Origin of the sequence: Vibrio sp. J2-4, from assembly GCF_021728155.1 — a bacterium.
In the GTDB taxonomy this organism is placed as follows: domain Bacteria; phylum Pseudomonadota; class Gammaproteobacteria; order Enterobacterales; family Vibrionaceae; genus Vibrio; species Vibrio diabolicus.
Genome location: NZ_JAKKCN010000004.1, coordinates 160,863 through 182,600 on the forward strand (window position 1 = coordinate 160,863; position 21,738 = coordinate 182,600).

Annotated in this window: 20 protein-coding genes and 1 tRNA gene; 10 read left to right on the forward strand and 11 right to left on the reverse strand. The window is 45.5% G+C overall.

The window, feature by feature from the left end; translation table 11 throughout:
• Window positions 1-16: 16 nt before the first annotated feature.
• Window positions 17-1,549 carry an inorganic triphosphatase gene (locus L3V32_RS15270; RefSeq protein WP_237284640.1) on the reverse strand — a complete coding sequence of 511 codons (1,533 nt, stop codon included), beginning with the start codon at window positions 1,547-1,549 and terminating at the stop codon, window positions 17-19.
• Window positions 1,550-1,761: 212 nt separating this feature from the next.
• Here L3V32_RS15270 and L3V32_RS15275 point away from each other — a divergent pair, with 212 nt between their 5' ends.
• The 3 genes from L3V32_RS15275 to L3V32_RS15285 all read left to right on the forward strand — a co-directional run bounded on the left by L3V32_RS15275 (window position 1,762) and on the right by L3V32_RS15285 (window position 4,623).
• Window positions 1,762-2,442 carry a TIGR00153 family protein gene (locus tag L3V32_RS15275; RefSeq protein ID WP_031780508.1) on the forward strand — a complete coding sequence of 227 codons (681 nt, stop codon included), beginning with the start codon at window positions 1,762-1,764 and terminating at the stop codon, window positions 2,440-2,442.
• Window positions 2,443-2,573: 131 nt separating this feature from the next.
• Complete coding sequence (locus L3V32_RS15280; protein ID WP_005395948.1) at window positions 2,574-3,833, forward strand: inorganic phosphate transporter; 1,260 nt, start codon at window positions 2,574-2,576, stop codon at window positions 3,831-3,833.
• A gap of 178 nt (window positions 3,834-4,011) precedes the next feature.
• Complete coding sequence (locus tag L3V32_RS15285) at window positions 4,012-4,623, forward strand: TIGR04211 family SH3 domain-containing protein (RefSeq protein WP_031780509.1); 612 nt, start codon at window positions 4,012-4,014, stop codon at window positions 4,621-4,623.
• A gap of 91 nt (window positions 4,624-4,714) precedes the next feature.
• Here the strand turns inward: L3V32_RS15285 and ggt are convergent, their stop codons facing one another.
• From ggt to L3V32_RS15300, 3 genes are all read right to left on the reverse strand, one after another.
• Entirely contained in the window at window positions 4,715-6,445 is a 1,731-nt protein-coding gene (ggt, locus tag L3V32_RS15290) for a gamma-glutamyltransferase (protein WP_237284641.1), read from the reverse strand.
• A gap of 277 nt (window positions 6,446-6,722) precedes the next feature.
• Window positions 6,723-7,406, reverse strand: coding sequence for a general secretion pathway protein GspB (locus L3V32_RS15295; protein WP_237284642.1), 684 nt, complete (start codon window positions 7,404-7,406; stop codon window positions 6,723-6,725).
• Window positions 7,406-9,022 (reverse strand): ExeA family protein, encoded by a 1,617-nt coding sequence (locus tag L3V32_RS15300; protein WP_237284643.1) that lies wholly within the window; start codon window positions 9,020-9,022, stop codon window positions 7,406-7,408. Before L3V32_RS15300 ends, L3V32_RS15295 begins: the two co-directional genes overlap by 1 nt.
• Before the next feature lie 138 nt (window positions 9,023-9,160).
• Here L3V32_RS15300 and L3V32_RS15305 point away from each other — a divergent pair, with 138 nt between their 5' ends.
• Window positions 9,161-10,381 (forward strand): multifunctional CCA addition/repair protein, encoded by a 1,221-nt coding sequence (locus tag L3V32_RS15305; protein WP_237284644.1) that lies wholly within the window; start codon window positions 9,161-9,163, stop codon window positions 10,379-10,381.
• 229 nt (window positions 10,382-10,610) lie between these two features.
• Here L3V32_RS15305 and L3V32_RS15310 read toward each other — a convergent pair whose 3' ends face one another.
• Genes L3V32_RS15310 through folB form a run of 3 tightly spaced genes read right to left on the reverse strand, consistent with a single transcriptional unit; the run spans window position 10,611 to window position 12,268 of the window.
• Window positions 10,611-11,414: an undecaprenyl-diphosphate phosphatase gene (locus L3V32_RS15310; protein ID WP_006743204.1), complete on the reverse strand. Its 804-nt coding sequence runs from the start codon at window positions 11,412-11,414 to the stop codon at window positions 10,611-10,613.
• A 9-nt stretch (window positions 11,415-11,423) separates the two neighbouring features.
• A complete protein-coding gene (gene folK / locus L3V32_RS15315; protein WP_012841141.1) occupies window positions 11,424-11,912 on the reverse strand; it encodes a 2-amino-4-hydroxy-6-hydroxymethyldihydropteridine diphosphokinase in 489 nt (162 codons plus the stop codon).
• Entirely contained in the window at window positions 11,909-12,268 is a 360-nt protein-coding gene (gene folB / locus L3V32_RS15320) for a bifunctional dihydroneopterin aldolase/7,8-dihydroneopterin epimerase (RefSeq protein ID WP_005395977.1), read from the reverse strand. The genes folK and folB overlap by 4 nt, the downstream gene beginning before the upstream one ends.
• Window positions 12,269-12,518: 250 nt before the next feature.
• Here folB and plsY point away from each other — a divergent pair, with 250 nt between their 5' ends.
• Entirely contained in the window at window positions 12,519-13,130 is a 612-nt protein-coding gene (gene plsY / locus L3V32_RS15325; RefSeq protein ID WP_005379857.1) for a glycerol-3-phosphate 1-O-acyltransferase PlsY, read from the forward strand.
• Window positions 13,131-13,164: 34 nt separating this feature from the next.
• On the opposite strand, the gene L3V32_RS15330 is transcribed toward plsY, so the two are convergent.
• Both L3V32_RS15330 and tsaD read right to left on the reverse strand, forming a co-directional pair.
• Window positions 13,165-13,980: an alpha/beta fold hydrolase gene (locus L3V32_RS15330; protein WP_237284645.1), complete on the reverse strand. Its 816-nt coding sequence runs from the start codon at window positions 13,978-13,980 to the stop codon at window positions 13,165-13,167.
• Window positions 13,981-14,155: 175 nt separating this feature from the next.
• Window positions 14,156-15,172: a tRNA (adenosine(37)-N6)-threonylcarbamoyltransferase complex transferase subunit TsaD gene (tsaD, locus tag L3V32_RS15335; protein ID WP_046874179.1), complete on the reverse strand. Its 1,017-nt coding sequence runs from the start codon at window positions 15,170-15,172 to the stop codon at window positions 14,156-14,158.
• Window positions 15,173-15,402: 230 nt separating this feature from the next.
• Here tsaD and rpsU point away from each other — a divergent pair, with 230 nt between their 5' ends.
• From rpsU to L3V32_RS15360, 5 genes are all read left to right on the forward strand, one after another.
• Entirely contained in the window at window positions 15,403-15,618 is a 216-nt protein-coding gene (gene rpsU, locus L3V32_RS15340; RefSeq protein WP_001145625.1) for a 30S ribosomal protein S21, read from the forward strand.
• Between the two features lie 27 nt (window positions 15,619-15,645).
• Window positions 15,646-16,089, forward strand: coding sequence for a GatB/YqeY domain-containing protein (locus L3V32_RS15345; protein WP_005395984.1), 444 nt, complete (start codon window positions 15,646-15,648; stop codon window positions 16,087-16,089).
• A gap of 149 nt (window positions 16,090-16,238) precedes the next feature.
• Window positions 16,239-18,005 carry a DNA primase gene (gene dnaG / locus L3V32_RS15350; RefSeq protein ID WP_005379719.1) on the forward strand — a complete coding sequence of 589 codons (1,767 nt, stop codon included), beginning with the start codon at window positions 16,239-16,241 and terminating at the stop codon, window positions 18,003-18,005.
• Between the two features lie 99 nt (window positions 18,006-18,104).
• Window positions 18,105-19,967, forward strand: coding sequence for an RNA polymerase sigma factor RpoD (gene rpoD / locus L3V32_RS15355; protein WP_005395986.1), 1,863 nt, complete (start codon window positions 18,105-18,107; stop codon window positions 19,965-19,967).
• Between the two features lie 155 nt (window positions 19,968-20,122).
• Window positions 20,123-20,198: transfer RNA gene (locus L3V32_RS15360), tRNA-Ile, on the forward strand.
• Between the two features lie 222 nt (window positions 20,199-20,420).
• Here L3V32_RS15360 and L3V32_RS26095 read toward each other — a convergent pair.
• Both L3V32_RS26095 and L3V32_RS15365 read right to left on the reverse strand, forming a co-directional pair.
• Entirely contained in the window at window positions 20,421-20,552 is a 132-nt protein-coding gene (locus tag L3V32_RS26095; RefSeq protein WP_017634400.1) for a hypothetical protein, read from the reverse strand.
• A gap of 67 nt (window positions 20,553-20,619) precedes the next feature.
• Entirely contained in the window at window positions 20,620-21,495 is an 876-nt protein-coding gene (locus L3V32_RS15365; protein WP_017634401.1) for a phage integrase N-terminal domain-containing protein, read from the reverse strand.
• Window positions 21,496-21,738: the final 243 nt, after the last annotated feature.

Below are 21,738 nucleotides of genomic sequence, written 5' to 3' on the forward strand. Positions count from 1 at the left end.
CAGGTACTCAAGGTGATCATTCACGCCAATAAGGCTGAACTTCTACACTGATCGCTCGGGTTTGATCCATTGCATGCAAAATTGAACGCTCTTGACGGTGCAACCAGCGTTCTAACTGCTCTTTTTCTGCGTCTTCCAACATATCAACCAACGGAAGTAAGTGGTTCAGCATTAGCAGATCATCAATACCATGCACCAGATCCGCCCATGGCAAACGGAAGCTGTTACGCTCATCCGAGTTATATAGACTCGCGAAACCAATACCGGTATAGAGGTTACGCAGCAAGCGATAGCGCTGATCAACGTACTCTTGCGCCGTCAGGTCGCGCTCTGCTGGGAAAGCTTCCATTAGTTCTGCCCAAGTGCGATCGAGCTGAGTGACTGAAAACGGCATGATATTACTTGCCATTTTTTCGCGCGCTTTTTCATCAAGAAACGGCTGCCAGCCACGCGCTAAGATCCAGCGACTAAGATCCAGCAATAACCCGGTGTAACGCGCGGAATTGAGCAGCCCAAGCACCTCTTCACGGCTTGGCAGCTCTTGTAGCTGCTGAGTCAACTCAGATACTAAGAACTTACGCGCATCCAACTTACGTAGCACGTTGCCTTTGTCATCCAAAAGTTCTTCAAGATGCGCGTGCTCATCCAACCAACTCAGCTCTTCTTCCAACCATTTGAGCTCTTGGCGCAGGATAGCGCTAGCACGACGAGGGACAACACCACCAAAAATGGTCAATGTTTGACGAATAAAACGAATGGCATTGCTGATTTCACGTAGCGCTTCCACATTGTCACGCTCAGCATAAATTTGCTCGTGATAATGCCAGTGAGATAGGGCGTGTTCTAAAGAGTTGATCAAGCAGTATTCAACGGTATCCGTCGGGCTACTGTCCACAAGCGCCAACGATTTTACTTCATCACCTGCATAGCCACTTGCAAGTCGATAGCCTTTCGCCGCTTTACTCAAGTTACCCAAACGCATGCCACCTTGCTCGCAAAAGCTACGTGCTAGTGTAAATAGGGCATCGGTTTGGCCCGATTTAAGTTCCAGTTCAACTTCGCAAATCGGTTCTTGTTTCTCTTCCCCATCTTCACCTTTGGCGACGACCATACCTTGGTCAAACGCCACTTCTATTTGGCTACCGTCTGGCATGCCAATCAGCCACTGTTCACGTGTGAAGTTGGTCGAGAATAACGGCATAAGCTCAGATTGCAGCGTTGCTACGTCTTTACCTGGCGGCCAAATGTCTACAGGATGAAGCGACAGGTTAGGCTCGTCGCTAGTGTGCTCAGCATTGTATTCTGGTCTTTGATGTAAGCCTGCGACGACGCGTCCTGCTGTCTTTACGGTTTGGACGAATACATCATCAAAACGGCGAATTCTTAAACCAATGTCGTGCTTTCTCAGCCATTTATCGGCGGTATCAAAGTAGGTGTTACCCAAGTCACGACAACTATGCTGAAGTACTTTTGTCTCAGAAATTTTTTCTTTTAAAGTTTCTGAAAATTCAGGAGAAACAAAAAACTTCAGTTCTATTTCGGTTTCCATAGCTATACCTTTCAAAGCAGATAGAAACAGGATATTGCGTAATTTCTCGCACGGCAAGAGAGAAATATCGCCGGAATGATGATCTAAAACAGTTTTAATGAGCGATTTAATGCGTTACCATGCGCGCCTTTATAGCCATCGTTCAACATTTCGCCAAGCACTCAGAAATGGTGTATGTTTTTTTAAGGTTATAGTTATTAGGTTGAATGACCATGCCAGTAAATACAATTATGGGGTTATTTGCAAAGTCCCCAATTAAGCCTTTGCAACGCCACGTTGTGTGTGTCAACGAATGTTGTTCACACTTGGTGAAATTCTTTGAAGTATCTTCAAAGGGTGACTGGGAAAAAGCATCTGAAATCCGTGCACAAATTTCTCACCTAGAGAAAGAAGCGGACGTGCTGAAACGTGAAATCCGTCTAAAACTGCCTCGCGGTTTGTTCATGCCAGTAGACCGTACTGACATGCTTGAGCTTCTGACTCAGCAGGACAAACTTGCAAACCTGGCAAAAGACATTGCTGGCCGTGTATATGGTCGTCAACTTGTCATTCCTGAGGCTCTCCAACCAAACTTCCTCGCTTACGTTCAACGTTGTCTTGATGCGGCCGATCAGGCGCAAAAGGTAATCAATGAACTTGATGAATTGCTAGAAACCGGCTTCAAAGGTCGTGAAGTGACGCTCGTCGCTGAAATGATTCATCAATTAGATGTCATCGAAGATGATACCGATGCTATGCAGATTGAACTTCGTCAACAGTTGATGGCGATTGAGTCTGACATGAACCCTATCGATGTCATGTTCTTGTACAAGATTCTTGAATGGGTAGGTGGTATTGCCGACCAAGCGCAGCGCGTAGGTGCTCGTTTGGAAGTCATGCTATCTCGATCTTAAAACATAAAGTTAACGACATAACGAAGAGCATAATGAACACGTGTCATAGGGACGATGACTATTTTCATCGTCTTATGGTTTGGCGCGCGTAAAATTTTGTTCCGCTTGTTATAAAACAACTAGGTATTACGATGGATATCCTTGCGAACTACGGCACTGTCCTGATTATTGTTGCAGCGATTTTTGGTTTCATGATGGCGATTGGTATTGGCGCGAACGACGTTGCTAATGCGATGGGTACATCAGTAGGTTCAAAAGCGCTAACCGTAAAACAAGCTATCATCATTGCGATGATCTTCGAATTTGCAGGTGCTTACCTTGCAGGCGGTGAAGTAACCGACACTATCCGTAAAGGTGTAATCGAAACTTCTTTATTTGCTAGTCAACCTGACGTTCTTGTCTACGGTATGATGTCTGCTCTTTTGGCTGCGGGTACATGGTTACTTCTTGCCTCTTACATGGGCTGGCCAGTATCTACGACTCACTCAATCATCGGTGCAATCATTGGTTTTGCATGCGTATCAGTAGGTACTGAAGCGGTTGACTGGGGCAGCGTTCAAGGCATTGTTGGTAGCTGGATTATTACACCAGTGATTTCAGGTTTCTTTGCTTACGTTATCTTTGTCAGCGCACAACGTCTGATTTTTGATACTGAGAACCCGTTATTCAACGCCAAACGTTTTGTTCCTGTTTACATGTTCATCACAACAATGGTGATTGCACTTGTAACTATCAAAAAAGGTCTAAAACACGTTGGTCTTCACCTAACCAATGGCGAAGCTTGGATGTGGGCAGCAGCAGTTTCAGCACTCGTGATGGTTGGCGGCTACGTATACATCCAGAAAAAATTCGCTAATCGCGAAGAAGACCGCAGCTTTTCTGGCGTGGAAGGTATCTTCAGCGTTCTGATGGTTATCACCGCTTGTGCAATGGCATTTGCACACGGTTCAAACGACGTTGCAAACGCCATTGGTCCACTGTCTGCTGTAGTATCGACTGTTGAACACATGGGCGAAATCAGCACGAAAAGCACCATCGCTTGGTGGATTCTACCTCTTGGTGGTATTGGTATCGTGGTCGGTCTTGCGACACTGGGTCACAAAGTAATGGCAACCGTTGGTACAGGTATCACTGAGCTAACTCCTAGCCGTGGTTTTGCAGCTCAGCTAGCAACCGCTTGTACTGTTGTTCTAGCTTCTGGTACTGGTCTGCCAATCTCAACCACTCAAACATTGGTTGGTGCGGTTCTCGGTGTTGGCTTTGCTCGTGGTATCGCGGCACTAAACCTGGGCGTGGTTCGTAACATCGTGGCATCATGGATCGTTACACTACCAGCAGGTGCACTATTGGCCGTTGTATTCTTCTACGGACTTCAAGCGATGTTCGCTTAAGACACTCGTCAATAGAATGTAAGCGCTTTGTCATTATTGACTCAAACGCACAGAAAGGGAGGCTTTGCCTCCCTTCTTTGTTGCACCGAAGTTTGAAACTGCATACTATTCGTCTATTTCCGGCTCCAATCATTCGGTGCCAACGCTGTCTCCAAGAAAAATCGTTAAGGGATTTACTGTGAAAAAACTAATCATCACGGTTTTGTTTACTTTGCTAGCAGCGCCAGCGGCCCTAGCAGCAGACCGTTATATTTCTGATGACCTCTTCACTTTTATGCACTCAGGTCCAAATAACACCTACCGTATTATTGGTAGTGTTAATGCCGGTTCTAAAGTACAACTGATTAAAACCAACCGAGATACTGGCTATACGCAAGTTCGTGATGACCGCGGTCGTACTGGTTGGGTACAAAGCAAGTTTGTGACAAACCAAGAAAGCATGGCGATTCGCCTTCCTCGCATTGAGAAAGAGCTAGCAGAAGTGAAAGAGCAGCTTGCTAACGCTCGTAAAACTTCTGATGCAGAGAAAGCCGGCCTTGTTACCTCTCTAGAAACGCGTAACCAACAAATTTCCGATCTTGAGAATAAATACTCTGAGATCAGCGATCAGCTTACTTCTGTTGAAACAGAAAACCGCGAGCTGCGCGCTAAACTGGATACACAAAAAGACGACATGCTGCTTAAGTACTTCACTTATGGCGGCGGTGTTGCAGGTTTAGGTTTGCTATTTGGTTTGATTCTTCCGCATGTCATGCCTCGTAGAAAACGTTCACCTGCGGGTTGGGCATAAATCCTTCGCCCTTTTATCTATAAAAAAGAATGCAAAAGCCAGTCGATATTCGACTGGCTTTTTTGTTTGCTTAGTTTTACGGAAATCTGCACTACTCACCCATTGAACTAGACGCTCGACGACGATCCGTTGCGCCATAAAGCTTGCCATCTTTTAGCTCAATTGCATTCAAACCACTTACCACTGGAACAACGTGTACTGGGTAGCCAAGCTCCATAAACTCCGGCACCAACATTTCTGCGAAGGTTTTCTTCTCCACTAGCAAGCCTGTTGGGTCATACGGCTTAGTGCGGTCTATCTTGGTGCCGTACTGGATATTTGGTAGGTCAATGGCGTCTTGCGCTGATAACTTCCAATCCAGTACCCCAACCACGGTTTTGAGTACATACCCCGGAATTTGCGAACTGCCCGGCGAGCCGACCACTAAGCGCAGATTGCCATCGCCGTCCATCACCATTAATGGCGTAATGGCTGAGCGTGGACGCTTACCCGCTTCAATCGAGTTTTGAGTAGGCTTACCGTTAAGCGTTGGTTGAGGTGAAAAGTTTGCCATTTGTGCATTCAAGATAACGCCATCAACCATGACACCAGCTCCCATTCCCGTGCCAACGGTACTGGTCATAGCAATCGCATTACCTTCCCTATCAACGATAGAAATGTGCCCTGTATCTTTGCTCTCGAAGCCTTGATATTGCGCATACTGAGTTTGCGTTATCTGTCCGGCTTTTGGATTCTCTTTTGAGGTGCCATTATCAGGGATTAAATCACGTCTCTGATCTAGATAGGCTTTAGACAACAACTGTTCAACTGGCGCTTCCACATAATCCGGATCTCCGGCATACGCAATACGATCGGCTTTTGCTAAGCGCATCGCCTCGGTCATTAAACGCCAAGGCTCTACATCCGTTAATGCCATCTGAGATATATCGTACGGCTCCAGCAATTTCAGACTTTGAGCAACCATCACACCGCCAGAGGCCGGGTAACCAAACGAAACGATTTTGCTGCCCCGATAATCGCTTTCAATAATATCGCGAGATTTCACCTGATAGTTTTTAAAGTCCTCTAACGACAATTTCTCATGCTGATCGTTAATACGACGATTCACCGTATCAACAATATGTTGACCAAGTGCACCACCATACAAATAGCGATCGCCTTTCTGGGCTATTTTCTCTAGCGTCTCAGCCATTTTAGGGTTCTTCATTAACGTCCCTGTTGGCTTCACTTCATCATCTTGCCAATACAAGGCTTTAATTTCTGGATCGCGAGCCAAACGGGATTGCTCTCGCACGACGATATCATAGGTATAGCTGTTCATCGCGTACCCATCACGCGCGAGCTTAATCGCAGGTTGAACCAACTCAGACCATGGTAATTTGCCGTATTGCTCATGAGTGGAATAAAGTAGACGCAAGGTGCCCGGCACTGCAACGGAGCGAGGCCCCAAAATTTCATCGCGGCTGAGTGCTTTCCCATTTTCAATAAACATCTCAGGGTGAGCGCTAGACGGCGCTTCATCTCGTCCATCAAGGGCTAAAAACTTCTGCTTGTCATGTTGATAAAACAGCGCGAAAGTACCGCCGCCAATTCCCGTCATATCCGGTTCAACCACAGACATCACCATCTGCATCGCGACCATAGCATCAACGGCGTTCCCGCCCTCTTTCAATACTGAATAACCAGTGCTGCTCACGTAAGGGTTGGTCGCGCTGACCATAAAATCTTGTCCGTTATTATCTGGTGTTATAGGGAAAGGGGTCGGCTTTGCTGCGTAACTTAACGACGCAACAACACTTAAAGAAAAAATCAGAATACGCATGTGTCTCTGTGTAGACTCCTGTTATTTCATGGGGTCTAACGTGGACCATGTCGTGATGACGAAGTTCGTCAATATGGCGTTTTTTTACACAACGCTGACTGGAGTTATTCTACTAATACATGACTGATATTGATGTAATTTAAACGACTGAGAAAAGCTATATTTAGCTTGTGTGAGTCCCTAAAAATCATCACTCAAATAGATAAAAAAGACCTTATGAGAAACAAAAAAGCCAGCGACATACCTCGCTGGCTTGATGATTTACTATAAAAAACGGCTACCCTTTCCACTCATACAACGCTGGGATACGAATTTGCTCACCTTGGAACTCGACAATCACCGCTTGCGGTTGTATTTCCCTTAATGTGACCTGCCCATCAACAACGTCTCCTTGATGATATTCAACATTGTTAATCTTCACCCAGCGGCGATTTTCATCACTGGCGTACATGTGAGTTTGCAAATTGAGCGCAGGTAAACGCCCTTGCCATTGGTGAGCGTTGCGCTCTAAATCGTTCACGCGCACCGTTTGTGGTGAAGACGTATCATCTCGGGATAACGCATTTTCGACCTTTCGCGCCAAATCAGGAGATAATGAGGACAAGTCAAGATCGTCCAGAGACAAACCTAGGTCCTCTTCAACTACTGAAGAGCCTTGAGTTGATACAGATGTTTCTATCTCGTCTTTGTTTGCTGTATTACTCACGTATTCATCAGATGTTGCAAACGTACCAAAATCACGAGACAGTTCTGCACTTGGCCACTCTCTTGGCAATAGCGCCAACTGAGTAGTTTCAGGATAGTCCAATGCTTTGAACGGTTGTTCCGCTTCCATCTTAGCCTTAGGGGCGGAAGTACTAGCTTCAGCATGAGGCGTAAGGAGATCTAAATACCAAGCAACTCCGATTGCAGCAACGGTGATCGGCAACAAGAACAAACCAATATGTTTCATGGCTGACATTATGCGTCCTCCTTCTCGATTCGTGCCAGTTGAGGCGCATCTGGCTGCACGTTTTGTTGAAGACGATCTAGCGTTCGCTTACCTGCAATGCCGTCGACCCCGATACCTTGCCAACGTTGGAATAACTCAACGCGCTCTTTCATCGCACCATCAAAAATAGACGTTTCAAGCAGTGGCTCACTTACCGCTTCTGCTAATAATCGGTCTAATACTTCGATCGCAGGACCTTCCATGTCTAAACGTAATGTCTCTTTCAACGGTGCTTGCCACAGTTCAATGATATTGCCTTGCCACATCGGCTTTAGCCACGAAATAGGCAGACGCAGACGCTGCTTACCATTGAGCACTTCGACTTTGTCATTGCCGACGGCGTACAAAATGACATACCCAACATCACCTTGATAATTCAACTCCAAAATTACAGGGCGATTTTGTTGCATCAGCAGCGGCCAGGTCGCCATTTTACGCTCACAACGCATGGTCGATTGGGGCTCTGACAAACAAAGATTGTCGCGAACCGATGCTTGATAACCCCACAAACGATACAAATCATTCACGGCGAGATTCGACTGTTTTTGTGCTAACAATAAGTCACGCTGATCATCTGTCAATTGTTGGTTGACGACTATTGGCGTTGGATCCTCTCTTGGTGCGGTCACTTGCGCCAACACTGACGTTGCTTGAGCTGGCATATAATTCACGACCGCCCACCCCGTACCTAATGCCGCAATAAGACCCACCGTGACTGAGCCCCAAGCAGGCCAGCGGAAAGTACGGCGCTCTTTTTTATCTTGCTGATAAATATCTGCCTGAAACTGCATCACCTCTTCACAAGCCTGCTGAACGGTTTGCTTATCCACCACCACATTACCTTGGTGATAACTGATGTTGAGAGATTTATCACAGATAAGATTAATCAAGCGCGGGATGCCGTGACTGTATTTGGCAATGAGTTTACAAGAAGCACGATTAAACAGTTGCTGGTCACCACCTGCCGTATGTAATCGAAACGCGATGTAATCTTCTGTCTCTTTTTCATCCAACGGCAACAAGTGATAACGCCCAGTAATGCGCTGAGCGAGCTGGCGTAGTTGCGTCGTTTGTAATAGCCGCTGTAATTCAGGCTGTCCGACCAACAACACTTTGAGCAGTTTTCTGGTATCAGTTTCCAAGTTGGTCAACAAACGTAACTGCTCTAAAACGTCGGCAGCAAGGTGTTGAGCCTCATCAATGACCAGCAATGTCTGCCAGCCTGAGCGATAATTACGCAGCAAGTATTTGTGAATCACTTGGTTTAGCTGTTTGAGGTTTGCATCTGGCGGATAAGTAATTTTGAATTCATCGCAAATAGCTTCGAGCAAGTCTCGACTCGAAAACGTGGGATTCAGGATCAGACCCGCTTTGGTGTTATCACCTAAATTCGCCAGCATCGCTTTTGCGACGGTCGTTTTGCCTGTACCCACTTCGCCAGTAAGCATAGCAAAACCACCGCCATCGCCTAACCCGGCTTGGAGATGTGTGATTGCCTCTTTGTGACGTTGGCTTAAATACAAATAACGCGAGTTTGGAACAATCGAAAATGGTTGTTCTACAAACCCAAAAAAGTCCTTATACATTAGGCTCTCCAGCTAAAAAACCACCAGGGAATAGTCAGATATAATATAAACATAGCTGCATCTACTCTCGGGAGTAAAGAAAAGTACCATTGCTTGCTACAATGTCCAACGGCATATCAATAAATTAAGAGGTAATTCGTGCAAGTTTATTTAGTAGGTGGCGCAGTTCGAGATAAATTGCTCGGAATTGATAGTTATGACAACGACTGGGTGGTCGTAGGTGCGACTCCCGAGATGATGCTGTCCCAAGGGTACACCGCCGTTGGTAAAGACTTTCCTGTATTTTTGCACCCAAAAAGTAAAGAAGAACATGCACTTGCGCGAACAGAAAGAAAATCAGGCTCTGGTTACACTGGCTTTGAGTGTTTCTTTGATCAAAGTGTCACCTTAGAAGAGGATTTAATTCGTCGTGATTTAACCATTAATGCAATGGCAATGGATGATGCAGGTAAGCTCCATGATCCTTACGGCGGCCAGAAAGATCTCAATAATAAACTCCTACGCCATGTCTCAGACGCCTTTGTCGAAGACCCTCTACGCGTTTTACGTGTCGCTCGCTTCGCAGCAAAGCTTGCTGATCTAAACTTTACGGTTGCCGACGAAACCATGCGCTTAATGCGCCACATGGCAGAGTCTGGGGAGCTGAGCACACTGACTCCCGAGCGTGTTTGGCAAGAATGGCATAAGTCCCTCTCCACCCCTCGCCCTGATATCTTCTTATCGGTTCTAAGAGATTGTGGTGCATTGGCCGTTGTTTTACCTGAAATTGATGCACTATTTGGCGTACCTCAACCAGAAAAATGGCATCCAGAAATCGATACGGGCATCCATACTTTGATGGTAGCAAAGCAAGCTGCAAGACTGAGTGACTCACTCCCCGTCAGATTTGCCGCCCAAGTGCATGATTTGGGCAAAGGGGTGACACCAGAGAGCGAATGGCCAAGCCACAAAATGCATTGTCATACAGGGTTAAAACTGATCAAAAAGCTGTGCGAACGTGTCCGTGTACCGAATGAGTTTCGTGATTTAGCCTTGATGGTGTGCGAACAGCACTCCAATATCCATCGTGCGGCCGAGTTAAAGCCGCAAACCATCATAAAAATACTCAACAAATTCGATGTGTGGCGCAAAGCTGAGCGCTTAGAAGATATTTTAATATGTTGTCAGGCTGACCATGCAGGTCGAAAAGGGTTAGAAGAGAAGCCTTATCCTCAAGCTGAGATTTTTACCCGCGCTTATCAAGCCGCAGCCGCCGTAGATGTTCAGAGCATCATTAAGGATGGATTTAAAGGCCCGGCAATACGTGATGAACAAGAAAAGAGACGGATTGAAGCGGTAAGAGTCGCTTTGAATAAATGATCTGAGCTCAGATTAATTAACCGAATTGTATTCATGCCAGGTCATTCCAGCGAGCCTTAGCGAGACTGGGAATCTAACATCAGCACGCAGGGAAGTTTTAGAAATGGCCAACGCCATAAGAAACTAAGAGGAGAAGATTCTGAACCTCGCTCCTTCGTCGCTGTTCAGAATGACGTTGTGGTTTAGGTATGCAGCTTGCGGTTAAGCAAGCTGCCAATCCGTCGCGTTATCATGCGCTAAGCAAGAACGCAAACAAGCCGAAACCTAGAATCAGACGGTAAATCACAAACGGTGTCATGCCCATGCGTGAAATCATCTTTAAGAAGAAGTGGATACAGATGTACGCACTGATAAACGATGTGATGATACCAGTCAGCAAGAAACCAATATGGACAGGTTCACCACTGGTCACTAGCTTCATGCCTAAGTAGCTACCTGCTAATGTAATGATCGGGATCGACATTAAAAATGAAAAGCGCGCAGCCGCTTCTCGAGTAAAGCCAAGGTAAAGTGCAGCCGTAATGGTCGCCCCTGAACGCGACGTTCCAGGAATCATCGCTAAGGCTTGGGCAATACCGATAAACACGGCTTTCTTCCAACCCGTTTGGTATTCATCCGCAACCAACTTAGCGTTTTTGTCTACCCACCAAAGCAACAAACCAAATACGATCGTTGTGGTCGCGATGACATAAGCGCTACGTAGATACACTTCAATGATGTCTTTCATCAACAAGCCAAACACACAAGCTGGAATCGTGGCGATCACGATCATCCAAGCAAGTTTTGCTTCTTTACTCCGATCTCCTTTAAAGATCGAAGCAAATAATGCCTGGAACAGAGTGATCACTTCATGGCGAAAATAGATCACTACCGCCATTAATGTACCGACGTGAACAGCAACATCAAAGGCTAGACCTTGGTCTTCCCATCCCAAAATGGCGGAGGGCAGGATCAAATGGGCAGAGCTCGAAATAGGCAAAAACTCTGTCAGACCCTGAATCAGAGCCAGAATAAAGGCTTCAAAATAACTCATGTAAACAACTCAAATTAAAAATGAAAACGAAACAGGTTTGAGTGAATCGACTGGCTGCATTGCATGCCAAATATCTGCGACTGTGCGTCCATCGCCTGGGATCACTAATTGAGGTTCGAGATCATACAGAGGCTTTGTGACAAAAGGATATTTGTAGATATCACTGCGAGGTAGCTCAGGTTTTTTCTTGGAGACACATTCACCGAACAACACTATATCGAGATCCAGTGTTCGATCCTGATACTTTTGCGCATTTTCTTCGCGTCCCCACTTAAATTCAATCTCACGTAGCTGATGACTCAACTCTTCTAATGACAACTCGGTACGCATTGCAACGACAAAGTTGTAGAAGTTCTGGCTGCTAAAGCCAATAGGTTCACATTCATATACCGGCGATACGAGGAGACTTTCTCCAAGCTGTAGCAACTCCTGATACGCAGCGAGCGCATGTTGCTCTCTTTCTACATTCGTACCAACACCGATATAGGTGGTGATCATGCTTGACCTCGCTCAATCACGACACCAACAGCGCGAGCTTGTGGCACGGCACCAGGTTTTGCTAAACGGATTTTCACCCAAGGCACAGAGAAACGCTGCATGATAAGCTCTGCCACTTCTTCGGCTACACGTTCAACCAACAGAAAACGACCATTTTCAATATGGCTCAGTACCGCCTCACTCACTTGTGAATAATCCAACGCATCTTGCACATCATCGCTTTTACCCGCAGGCTTGTTGTCGTGCGCCATTTCGATATCCAGAACCAACTTTTGTTTAATTTGTTGTTCCCAGTCGTACACGCCAATCGTGGTGATTACTTCTAATTGTTCAATAAAAACTTTATCCAGAGCCATCTTATGTCCTTCTATTACAGAGGTCGGATACCCGTGAGGGGTAATTTGATCGTAGTATTCTATACCTAAGTAACATTTACTTGGGTCATCACAATGTTACTTAGGTATAAACTGCGAAAGCATCTTTATATACAAGAAATCACATAATGCAAGCTCTATCACAGTGAGGATTTCTGCATTATGTGAATTCGAGGTATGATAGCAACTACGCGGGAACCGAGCATTAAATTCCAATCCATCAAGGACTTCTATGGACGCACTGGCACTGATAATGACAATGGCCGCCTATTTACTGGGTTCGGTTTCCAGTGCGGTTTTGATCTGTCGACTCTTAAAACTGCCAGATCCACGCAGTGTAGGCTCCAACAACCCTGGAGCAACGAACGTATTGCGTATTGGCGGACGAGGAGCCGCTGTTTCAGTCTTGTTGTGCGATATGCTCAAAGGCACCATCCCCGTGTGGGGCGGATACTTTCTTGGTATCGACCCTATCATTCTTGGCGTCATCGCCATTGCTGCCTGTCTTGGGCACATGTACCCCATCTTTTTCCACTTTAAAGGCGGAAAAGGTGTTGCAACCGCGCTTGGCGCTATCGCTCCAATTGGTTTGGACTTAACAGGATTAGTGATGTTAACTTGGCTGTCAGTAGCCGCGCTATTCCGCTATTCATCCTTAGCGGCTCTCGTCACGGTTTTGGTCACTCCGTTTTATACTTGGATGTTTAAACCGCAATACACGTTACCTGTTGCTATGCTGTGTTGCTTAATCGTATTTAAGCATCATCAAAATATTCGGCGGCTTTTGTCTGGCGACGAGCCAAAAATCGGCGAAAAGAAACTGACACAAAAAAACTCGGCTTAATGCCGAGTTTTTCGTTTAAAGAGGGATGCATTGGTTATGCATGAACTCGATTCAGGAAGTTCAACAACATTTGGTTGACGAACTCCGGCTGTTCTAAACAACTGATGTGTCCCGCTTGCGGAATTTCTACCAACTCACTGCCCGTGATACAGTCTTTCATTAAATACGATTCGAAAACCGGGCGAGGCTTATCTTCACAGCCCACTGCAATTAACGTCGGCAGAGCAAATTTTTCCGAATCTTCAATCACATCACGGCGACCAAACACCATACGACCAATGCGAGCCACTTCCGCCGCACGCTCACCGTTGAGGTCTTCTAAACTGCGTTTGAATGAAGCGACAAGTTCAGGGTTATCCTGATCGACGTTGTTGGCAAAGAACAGCGGCACAACGGCTTCAATAATTGGCGCAGGCACCGCTTGGACTTGGCTAATGGTATCAAGCATTGCAAAGTACTTTTTATACGTAACTTCTGGCTCCCAGCCAATGAAGGTATCCATCAATACCAGTGATTTCACACGTTGCGGTGCTTGAGCCGTCAGTTCCGCTCCCCACATGCCGCCAACAGATAAGCCCACTACAGAAAACTCTTCAATATCCAAATGATCCATCAACGCCAACATATGTTGTGCATAATCAACTAATGACTGTGTCGATGCAGGGGCCGCTTCTGACTCACCATGTGCCCACAAATCTGGCACAATACAACGATATGACTGGCTTAAAACTTCAATTTGTGGCGCCCACATTTGGCTATCCCACAAATAACTGTGACCAAACAGTAATACTGGACCATCACCTTTATCAAGGTAAGCAAGTTGCTGACCTTCAATTTCAAACTTATTCATTGTTATATCCATTTCTTATTCTTCCGCACCATCCTATCACTGAAACGATACCGAACTGCTCGCATCAGTCAGAGTGTAAACGAAGCTTTTCATTGCATAGCTAAAAATAAAGGCCTCTGATGAGCAGAGACCTTTATCGTAGTGAATCTATTTCAAACCTACCGCATAAGTTTGATTAAGCGACTGGCGTCAGTTGGTCAATCGGCCAACGTGGGCGAGCCTCTACCGACATATCGGCCACTTCGCCATTCTTCAAACGCTGCATACCAGCGTAAGCGATCATCGCACCATTATCCGTACAGAACTCAGTTCGTGGGTAGTAAACCTCGCCGCCAACTTTCTTCGCTAGCTTCTCTAACTCTGCACGTAAACGACGGTTAGCACTCACACCACCAGCAATAACAATACGCTTCATGCCTGTTTGCTCAAGCGCGCGTTTACATTTAATCGCCAATGTTGCACACACGGCTTCTTCAAATGCCAGTGCGATGTCTGCGCGAGTTTGCTCGTCATCGCCATTCGCAGCAATCGTATTTGCTGTAAAGGTTTTCAGGCCAGAGAAACTCATATCCAAGCCAGGGCGATCAGTCATTGGGCGCGGGAACTTAAAACGGCCCGGTGTACCTTTTTCCGCCAGTTTAGATAATAGTGGGCCGCCTGGGTAATCCAAACCCATTAGCTTCGCTGTTTTATCAAACGCTTCGCCCGCCGCATCATCAATCGACTCACCCAGAATTTTGTACTCACCGATGCCTCTCACTTCGACCATCATCGAGTGACCACCCGACACCAACACTGCCACAAACGGGAATGGCGGTGGGTTATCTTCCAGCATTGGAGCCAACAGGTGACCTTCCATATGATGAACAGGTACCGCTGGCACTCCCCAAGCATAAGCAATACTGCGACCAATAGTAGCGCCCACTAATAGTGCACCAACGAGACCTGGCCCCGCGGTGTACGCGACACCATCAATGTCTTTCGAAGTTAAGTTCGCTTCTTTTAGTGCCTCTTTAATAAGAGGAATGGTTTTCTTTACATGGTCACGTGAAGCCAACTCAGGCACCACACCACCGTAATCTGCGTGCAGTTTTACTTGGCTGTAAAGCTTGTGTGACAGCAGACCTTTTTCATCGTCATAAATCGCGATGCCAGTCTCGTCACAAGAGGTTTCAATACCGATAATGCGCATGGTTTTCTCAGTATGCTTTCTGTATAGAGGAAATTTGGGCGTCATATTACCTCGCCTTGGTGCTGCAAACAAATTTTGTACAGACAATAATCGACAAAAGGCTTTACAAAGTAGTTGTGATCGGATTAAAATTCCGCACCATTTTTGATCAAGCTGGTAAGAGACCAAACAATTGTGATTTGGTCTGTTGAATGCCAGCGTTAACGAATAACCCCTGAGGTGAAAGGCATATGCCAGTAGTTAAAGTACGTGAAAACGAACCGTTCGACGTTGCTCTACGTCGTTTCAAGCGCTCTTGCGAAAAAGCAGGTATCCTTTCTGAAGTGCGTCGTCGTGAGCACTACGAAAAACCAACTACAGTTCGCAAACGCGCTAAAGCAGCAGCTCAAAAGCGTCACGCTAAGAAGCTAGCTCGCGAAAACGCTCGTCGCGTTCGCCTGTACTAATAACTGAGCTCCAAAAGGAATTTAGTTATGGCTCTGATTGATCAACTCAAAGAAGAGCAAAAATTAGCGATGAAAGCCAAGGACAAATTACGCCTTGGTACTATTCGTTTAGCCCTATCAGCAATCAAGCAACGTGAAGTTGACGAGCAGATCACTCTGAACGATGACGACATTCTTGCAGTATTGACCAAAATGGTTAAACAACGTCGCGACTCTGTAGCGCAGTATGAAGCAGCGGGTCGTCAAGATCTTGCTGATGCGGAACAAGCAGAAATTACCGTTCTTGAGGACTTTATGCCTCAACCACTGACAGACGAAGAAGTAGCGGCTCTTATCGAGAACGCGATTGCTGAATCTGGCGCAGCTGGCATGCAAGACATGGGCAAAGTAATGGGCGTTCTGAAACCGCAAATTCAAGGGCGCGCAGATATGGGTAAAGTAAGCGGTTTAGTTCGCGCTAAACTGGCTTAAGATACCCCACCCAATTGCAGCAAGCCGTGCTATCCTTTGGAACGCACGGCTTGTTTGTATCTGGATGAATGGAATGAAATAAGTGAGCAACACGCTTATTCTTTTAAAGCATTCACTCCACTCATCATCTTCTTTTTTTGTTAGGTTTTATGGCTGGACACATCCCTCGCAGTTTTATCGATGACCTTCTAGCTCGACTTGATATTGTCGATATCATCGACGCACGTGTGAAACTTAAGAAAAAAGGCAAAAACTACGGCGCATGCTGCCCGTTCCACAACGAAAAGACGCCGTCATTCAGCGTCAGTCAAGAAAAACAGTTCTACCATTGTTTTGGTTGTGGTGCGCACGGAAATGCCATCGACTTTTTGATGGAATTCGACCGGCTAGAATTCGTCGAAGCCATTGAAGAACTCGCTTCATACTTGGGCTTAGATGTTCCTCGCGAACAACGTAGCGGCGGTAATGGTTCGTTCCAGTCAGGCCCACAAGCAAGCAGCAGTGAAAAACGTAATCTATACGACTTAATGGGCAGCATTGCTCAATTTTATCGTAACCAACTCAAGCAGCCAGCAAGTAAAGTGGCGATTGAGTATCTAAAAGATCGCGGCCTGTCTGGTGAAATCGTCCAGAAGTTTGGCATCGGCTATGTGGCTGATGAATGGGATTTAGTTCGTAAGAACTTTGGCCAGAATAAAGAAAACCAAGACATGCTCGTCACAGGCGGCATGTTGATTGAAAACGATAAAGGCAACCGCTACGACCGATTCCGTGGTCGAGTGATGTTTCCTATTCGAGACAGACGCGGCCGAGTAATAGGCTTTGGTGGTCGAGTATTAGGTGATGGGACACCGAAATATCTCAACTCACCCGAGACCCCGATATTTCATAAAGGTAAAGAATTGTATGGCCTTTATGAAGTACTACAAGCGTACCGTGAGCCACCACAAATTTTAGTGGTTGAAGGCTATATGGATGTTGTCGCGCTTGCTCAATATGGCGTAGATTATTCCGTTGCCTCATTGGGTACCTCTACAACGGGCGATCACTTGCAAGTATTATTCAGGCAAACAAGCACTGTCGTATGTTGTTACGACGGTGACCGCGCAGGCCGTGAAGCAGCGTGGCGTGCCATGGAAAATGCATTGCCTTACCTAACTGATGGTCGCCAGTTAAAATTCATGTTTTTGCCGGATGGAGAAGATCCCGACTCTTATATCCGACAAAACGGAAAACAAGCATTTGAACAACAAGTGTCTAATGCGATGCCCTTGTCTGAATTCATGTTCAGCTCATTGACTCAGCAAGTCGATATGAGCACGAAAGAAGGCATGGCAAAACTGAGTACCCTTGCTGTTCCTCTCATCGACAAAGTCCCTGGCGGCACTTTAAGACTATACTTGAGAGAACTGCTTGGCCGCCGTTTGGGTTTGGTTGATGAACGCCAACTACAGCAGCTAATTTCAAAACAAGGTAAAGAGGATAAAAGGCCTCAACCTCATAAAGAAATCAAGCGAACGCCGATGCGAGAAGTGATCGCGTTACTGATTCAAAACCCACAATACGTAAGTATGGTGCCAGATCTAACTAGCGTTAGAGATTTACCCATTCCTGGTCTAAGTTTATTTGTTGATGTACTTGATAAATGCCAAGCGCATCCCCATATCAACACAGGCCAATTATTAGAGCATTGGCGAAACAGCCAAAATGAGACCCTTCTGTCTCGTCTCGCGAGTTGGGACATTCCACTCGATGAGGACAACCAAGAAGAAATATTTTTAGACTCACTGGATAAAATTATTGCCCAGTGCGTAGAAAAACAAATTGAAAACCTGCAGGCCAAAGCAAGAAGTGTCGGTTTATCAGCCGAAGAGAAAAGGGAGCTGCTAGCACTTATGCTAGATTTAAAAGCGTAACCCTGTTTAATTAGTCAGCAACGATTTAATTTGTTATAGTAAGTGGTTTGCATTTCGCATACTGATTCCTTCACCAGATTACGAAGTTGGATACCGTCTATGGATCACAATCCGCAGTCACAGCTAAAGTCACTTGTTATTAAAGGCAAGGAACAAGGCTATCTGACCTACGCCGAAGTAAATGACCACCTACCTGCTGAAATCGTAGATTCAGAACAGGTAGAAGACATCATTCAGATGATCAACGACATGGGCATTAAGGTAGTAGAAACTGCTCCTGATGCTGATGATTTAGCACTGAACGATGACACAAATATTACCGATGAAGATGCAGCCGAAGCTGCAGCCGCTGCACTGTCTAGCGTAGAGAGTGAGATTGGTCGTACAACAGACCCAGTACGTATGTACATGCGTGAGATGGGTACTGTCGAACTTCTAACTCGCGAAGGCGAAATCGACATCGCAAAACGTATTGAAGAAGGTATTAACCAAGTTCAATCGTCTGTTGCTGAATACCCAGGTACGATTCCGTACATTCTTGAGCAATTTGACAAAGTTCAAGCTGAAGAACTACGTCTTACTGACCTTATTTCAGGTTTTGTAGACCCAGATGCTGACGACACCGCTGCCCCAACAGCAACACACATCGGTTCTGAACTGACTGAATCTCAGTTAGAAGAAGAAGACGATGAAGACGTTGATGACGACGAAGATAGCGATGACGATTCAGATGATTCTGAAGAAGATGTAGGTATCGATCCAGAATTAGCGCTAGAGAAATTCAACCAACTACGCAGCACCTATCAAAATCTTCAATTAGCAATCAACGAGTACGGCTATAACAGCCCGAAAGCAACCGTTGCTAATGAAATGATGCTAGACGTATTCCGCGAGTTTCGTCTAACGCCTAAACAGTTTGATCACCTAGTGAATGAACTGCGTACTGCTATGGATCGCGTTCGTACTCAAGAACGCCTGATCATGAAGTCTGTGGTTGAATACGGCAAAATGCCGAAGAAATCATTCATCGCGCTGTTCACTGGTAATGAATCAAGTGAAGCTTGGTTGGATGAAGTTCTTGCTTCAGACAAGCCATACGCTGAAAAGATCAAACGTAACGAAGAAGAAATCCGTCGTTCAATCGCTAAGCTAAAAATGATTGAAGAAGAGACTTCTCTAAACGTACAGAACATTAAAGACATCAGCCGTCGTATGTCTATCGGTGAAGCAAAAGCTCGCCGTGCGAAAAAAGAGATGGTTGAAGCGAACTTGCGTCTTGTAATTTCTATCGCGAAGAAATACACCAACCGTGGCCTACAGTTCTTGGATCTTATCCAGGAAGGTAACATCGGTCTGATGAAAGCGGTAGATAAGTTCGAATACCGTCGTGGTTACAAGTTCTCGACTTACGCAACGTGGTGGATCCGTCAGGCAATCACTCGTTCAATCGCAGACCAAGCTCGTACGATTCGTATTCCGGTACACATGATCGAAACGATCAACAAGCTAAACCGTATCTCTCGTCAAATGCTGCAAGAGATGGGTCGTGAGCCATTACCGGAAGAACTGGCTGAGCGCATGCAGATGCCAGAAGACAAGATTCGCAAAGTTCTGAAAATCGCTAAAGAACCTATCTCAATGGAGACACCAATCGGTGACGACGAAGATTCGCATCTAGGTGATTTTATCGAAGATACAACGCTAGAACTTCCGCTAGATTCTGCAACAGCAACTAGCCTTAAAGTGGCAACGAAAGACGTGCTTGCAGGTCTAACGCCACGTGAAGCGAAAGTACTTCGTATGCGCTTTGGTATTGACATGAACACTGACCATACTCTAGAAGAAGTTGGTAAGCAGTTCGACGTTACTCGTGAGCGTATCCGTCAGATCGAAGCAAAAGCACTACGTAAACTTCGTCACCCAAGCCGCTCAGAGACTCTGCGCAGCTTCCTAGACGAATAATCGCAGCGCATACAAGCTTTTAGAAATCAAAAAAGGTGACTTTAGGTCACCTTTTTTATTATCTACTGTGCTAAGTGGATAAAAACTAAGCGCAATTGCCCTAGTTGGTATCTAGACACCTTGCAACGCTTCCCCTATAATCGTTGTCCTATTAAGGCCCCTTAGCTCAGTGGTTAGAGCAGTCGACTCATAATCGATTGGTCCGCAGTTCAAGTCTGCGAGGGGCCACCATATTCTAGAAGGCGTAGCAGGTTAGTACCTGCTAGGCTTTTTTTGTACCTAGTGATTTTGGGTGTAGTTGTGGGTGTAGTTAGGAAGTTGCTTAGCTCACAATTTTGGACGCTTTGCTGAGCTTGCCAACATTTTTCCATCACGAGCAGAACAGAAAATTCGATAAGATAATAAAAAGCGCCCCCTTATATGAAAGGGGGCGCTTTTTATTATCTGCCTATTTTACTCAATTCCGTGTTTGCGATCATACCAAATAGCTAACAAAGGCAAACCGATTGTACCAACGGTAACTAGAGCTAAAAATAAAAGTTGAGCTAAAGTCATACCCGTTACATCCAAAAGTTGTACTAACATATTGAAACCCGCCCTAGTGTTCTTGTGGTTATATTTTAACCTAACAATACAAAACTTGATAATGTGCTTACCGGCCAAGATAGATAACTGTAATCTCTTCTCGCTCATGCCCTAACTCTCTACTAATAATAAGGCGAGCTTCTTTATCTGCACTTTTTTGTTCTCTACTCAGTTCTCTGCTAGTTAAACCACCCGCTTTAGGTGCATTCATTCCTGTCAGTTCTATGTATCGCTGTTGAGCATATTGATGGCGTAGACCATGGTTCTTGCATAACCCAACCTTCCTACAAGTATTTTCGTAGTGCTTTAGCTGTTGAATGTACTTTTTGCCTGCGGGAGTCAGAGAGCCTCTTGGGGCAATAGCTATAGCTCGTTCTAATACCTGCTTTTGATATTCGTTTCTGATTGGTACCTCTCGCGCCTTGCCACCTTTAGTCCAAGAACCCATTAAATGAATTCTATCTACTTTAATAGCTATACTGGGGTTAAACTTCAAAGCTTCTTCCCGCCTCAGACCGAATGCAGATTGTAGCTCTAACGCTATTTTTATATATGGGTCTGAGATTGCGTTAAACTTTACTTCATCAAGCTCTTTCGCCTTGTTGGTACTATTGTCACTGAAAACTCTCTTTCCTATCCCCAACTCTTCATTGGACTTGGGTAACAAATGCTCACGTCCAGTCTTTTCGAATACCCAACGAATATGTGCCATTCGGTTTTTTATAGTTCCAATGCTTAATCGTTGACTTTGCCAATGCTCAACCAAAAATTTTACGTGCTTTAACTTAAGTGTATTTGGAGTTAAGTGCCTGTACCCTCCTCTCTTTAATTGTTTTTCGATTTGGATGAGGATGTTTTTACGTGCAGCTTGAGAGGCATAACTCCCATCAATGTTGCGCTTCATTAACAAAACTAGGCCGTGTCGTAAATTTGGTTTGCTCATGACTCTTACTCCTAAACAAATAAGAGCCATATAGCTCATATGGCTCTATCTACTTGAAAAAATGATGGAGAAAACGTAATCAAACCACGTGAACCTGATGGTTAGTGATAAGCCCAATTCAAACTTATGGTTAGTAAGATGAATGCCTCAGAGACGATTAGGGCAAGAGTGATGGTTTGTGTATCGATAGTTACGAATGTCGTACATGATCTACTTGAAGAAGCGTGAGCATCTACGAGAAGA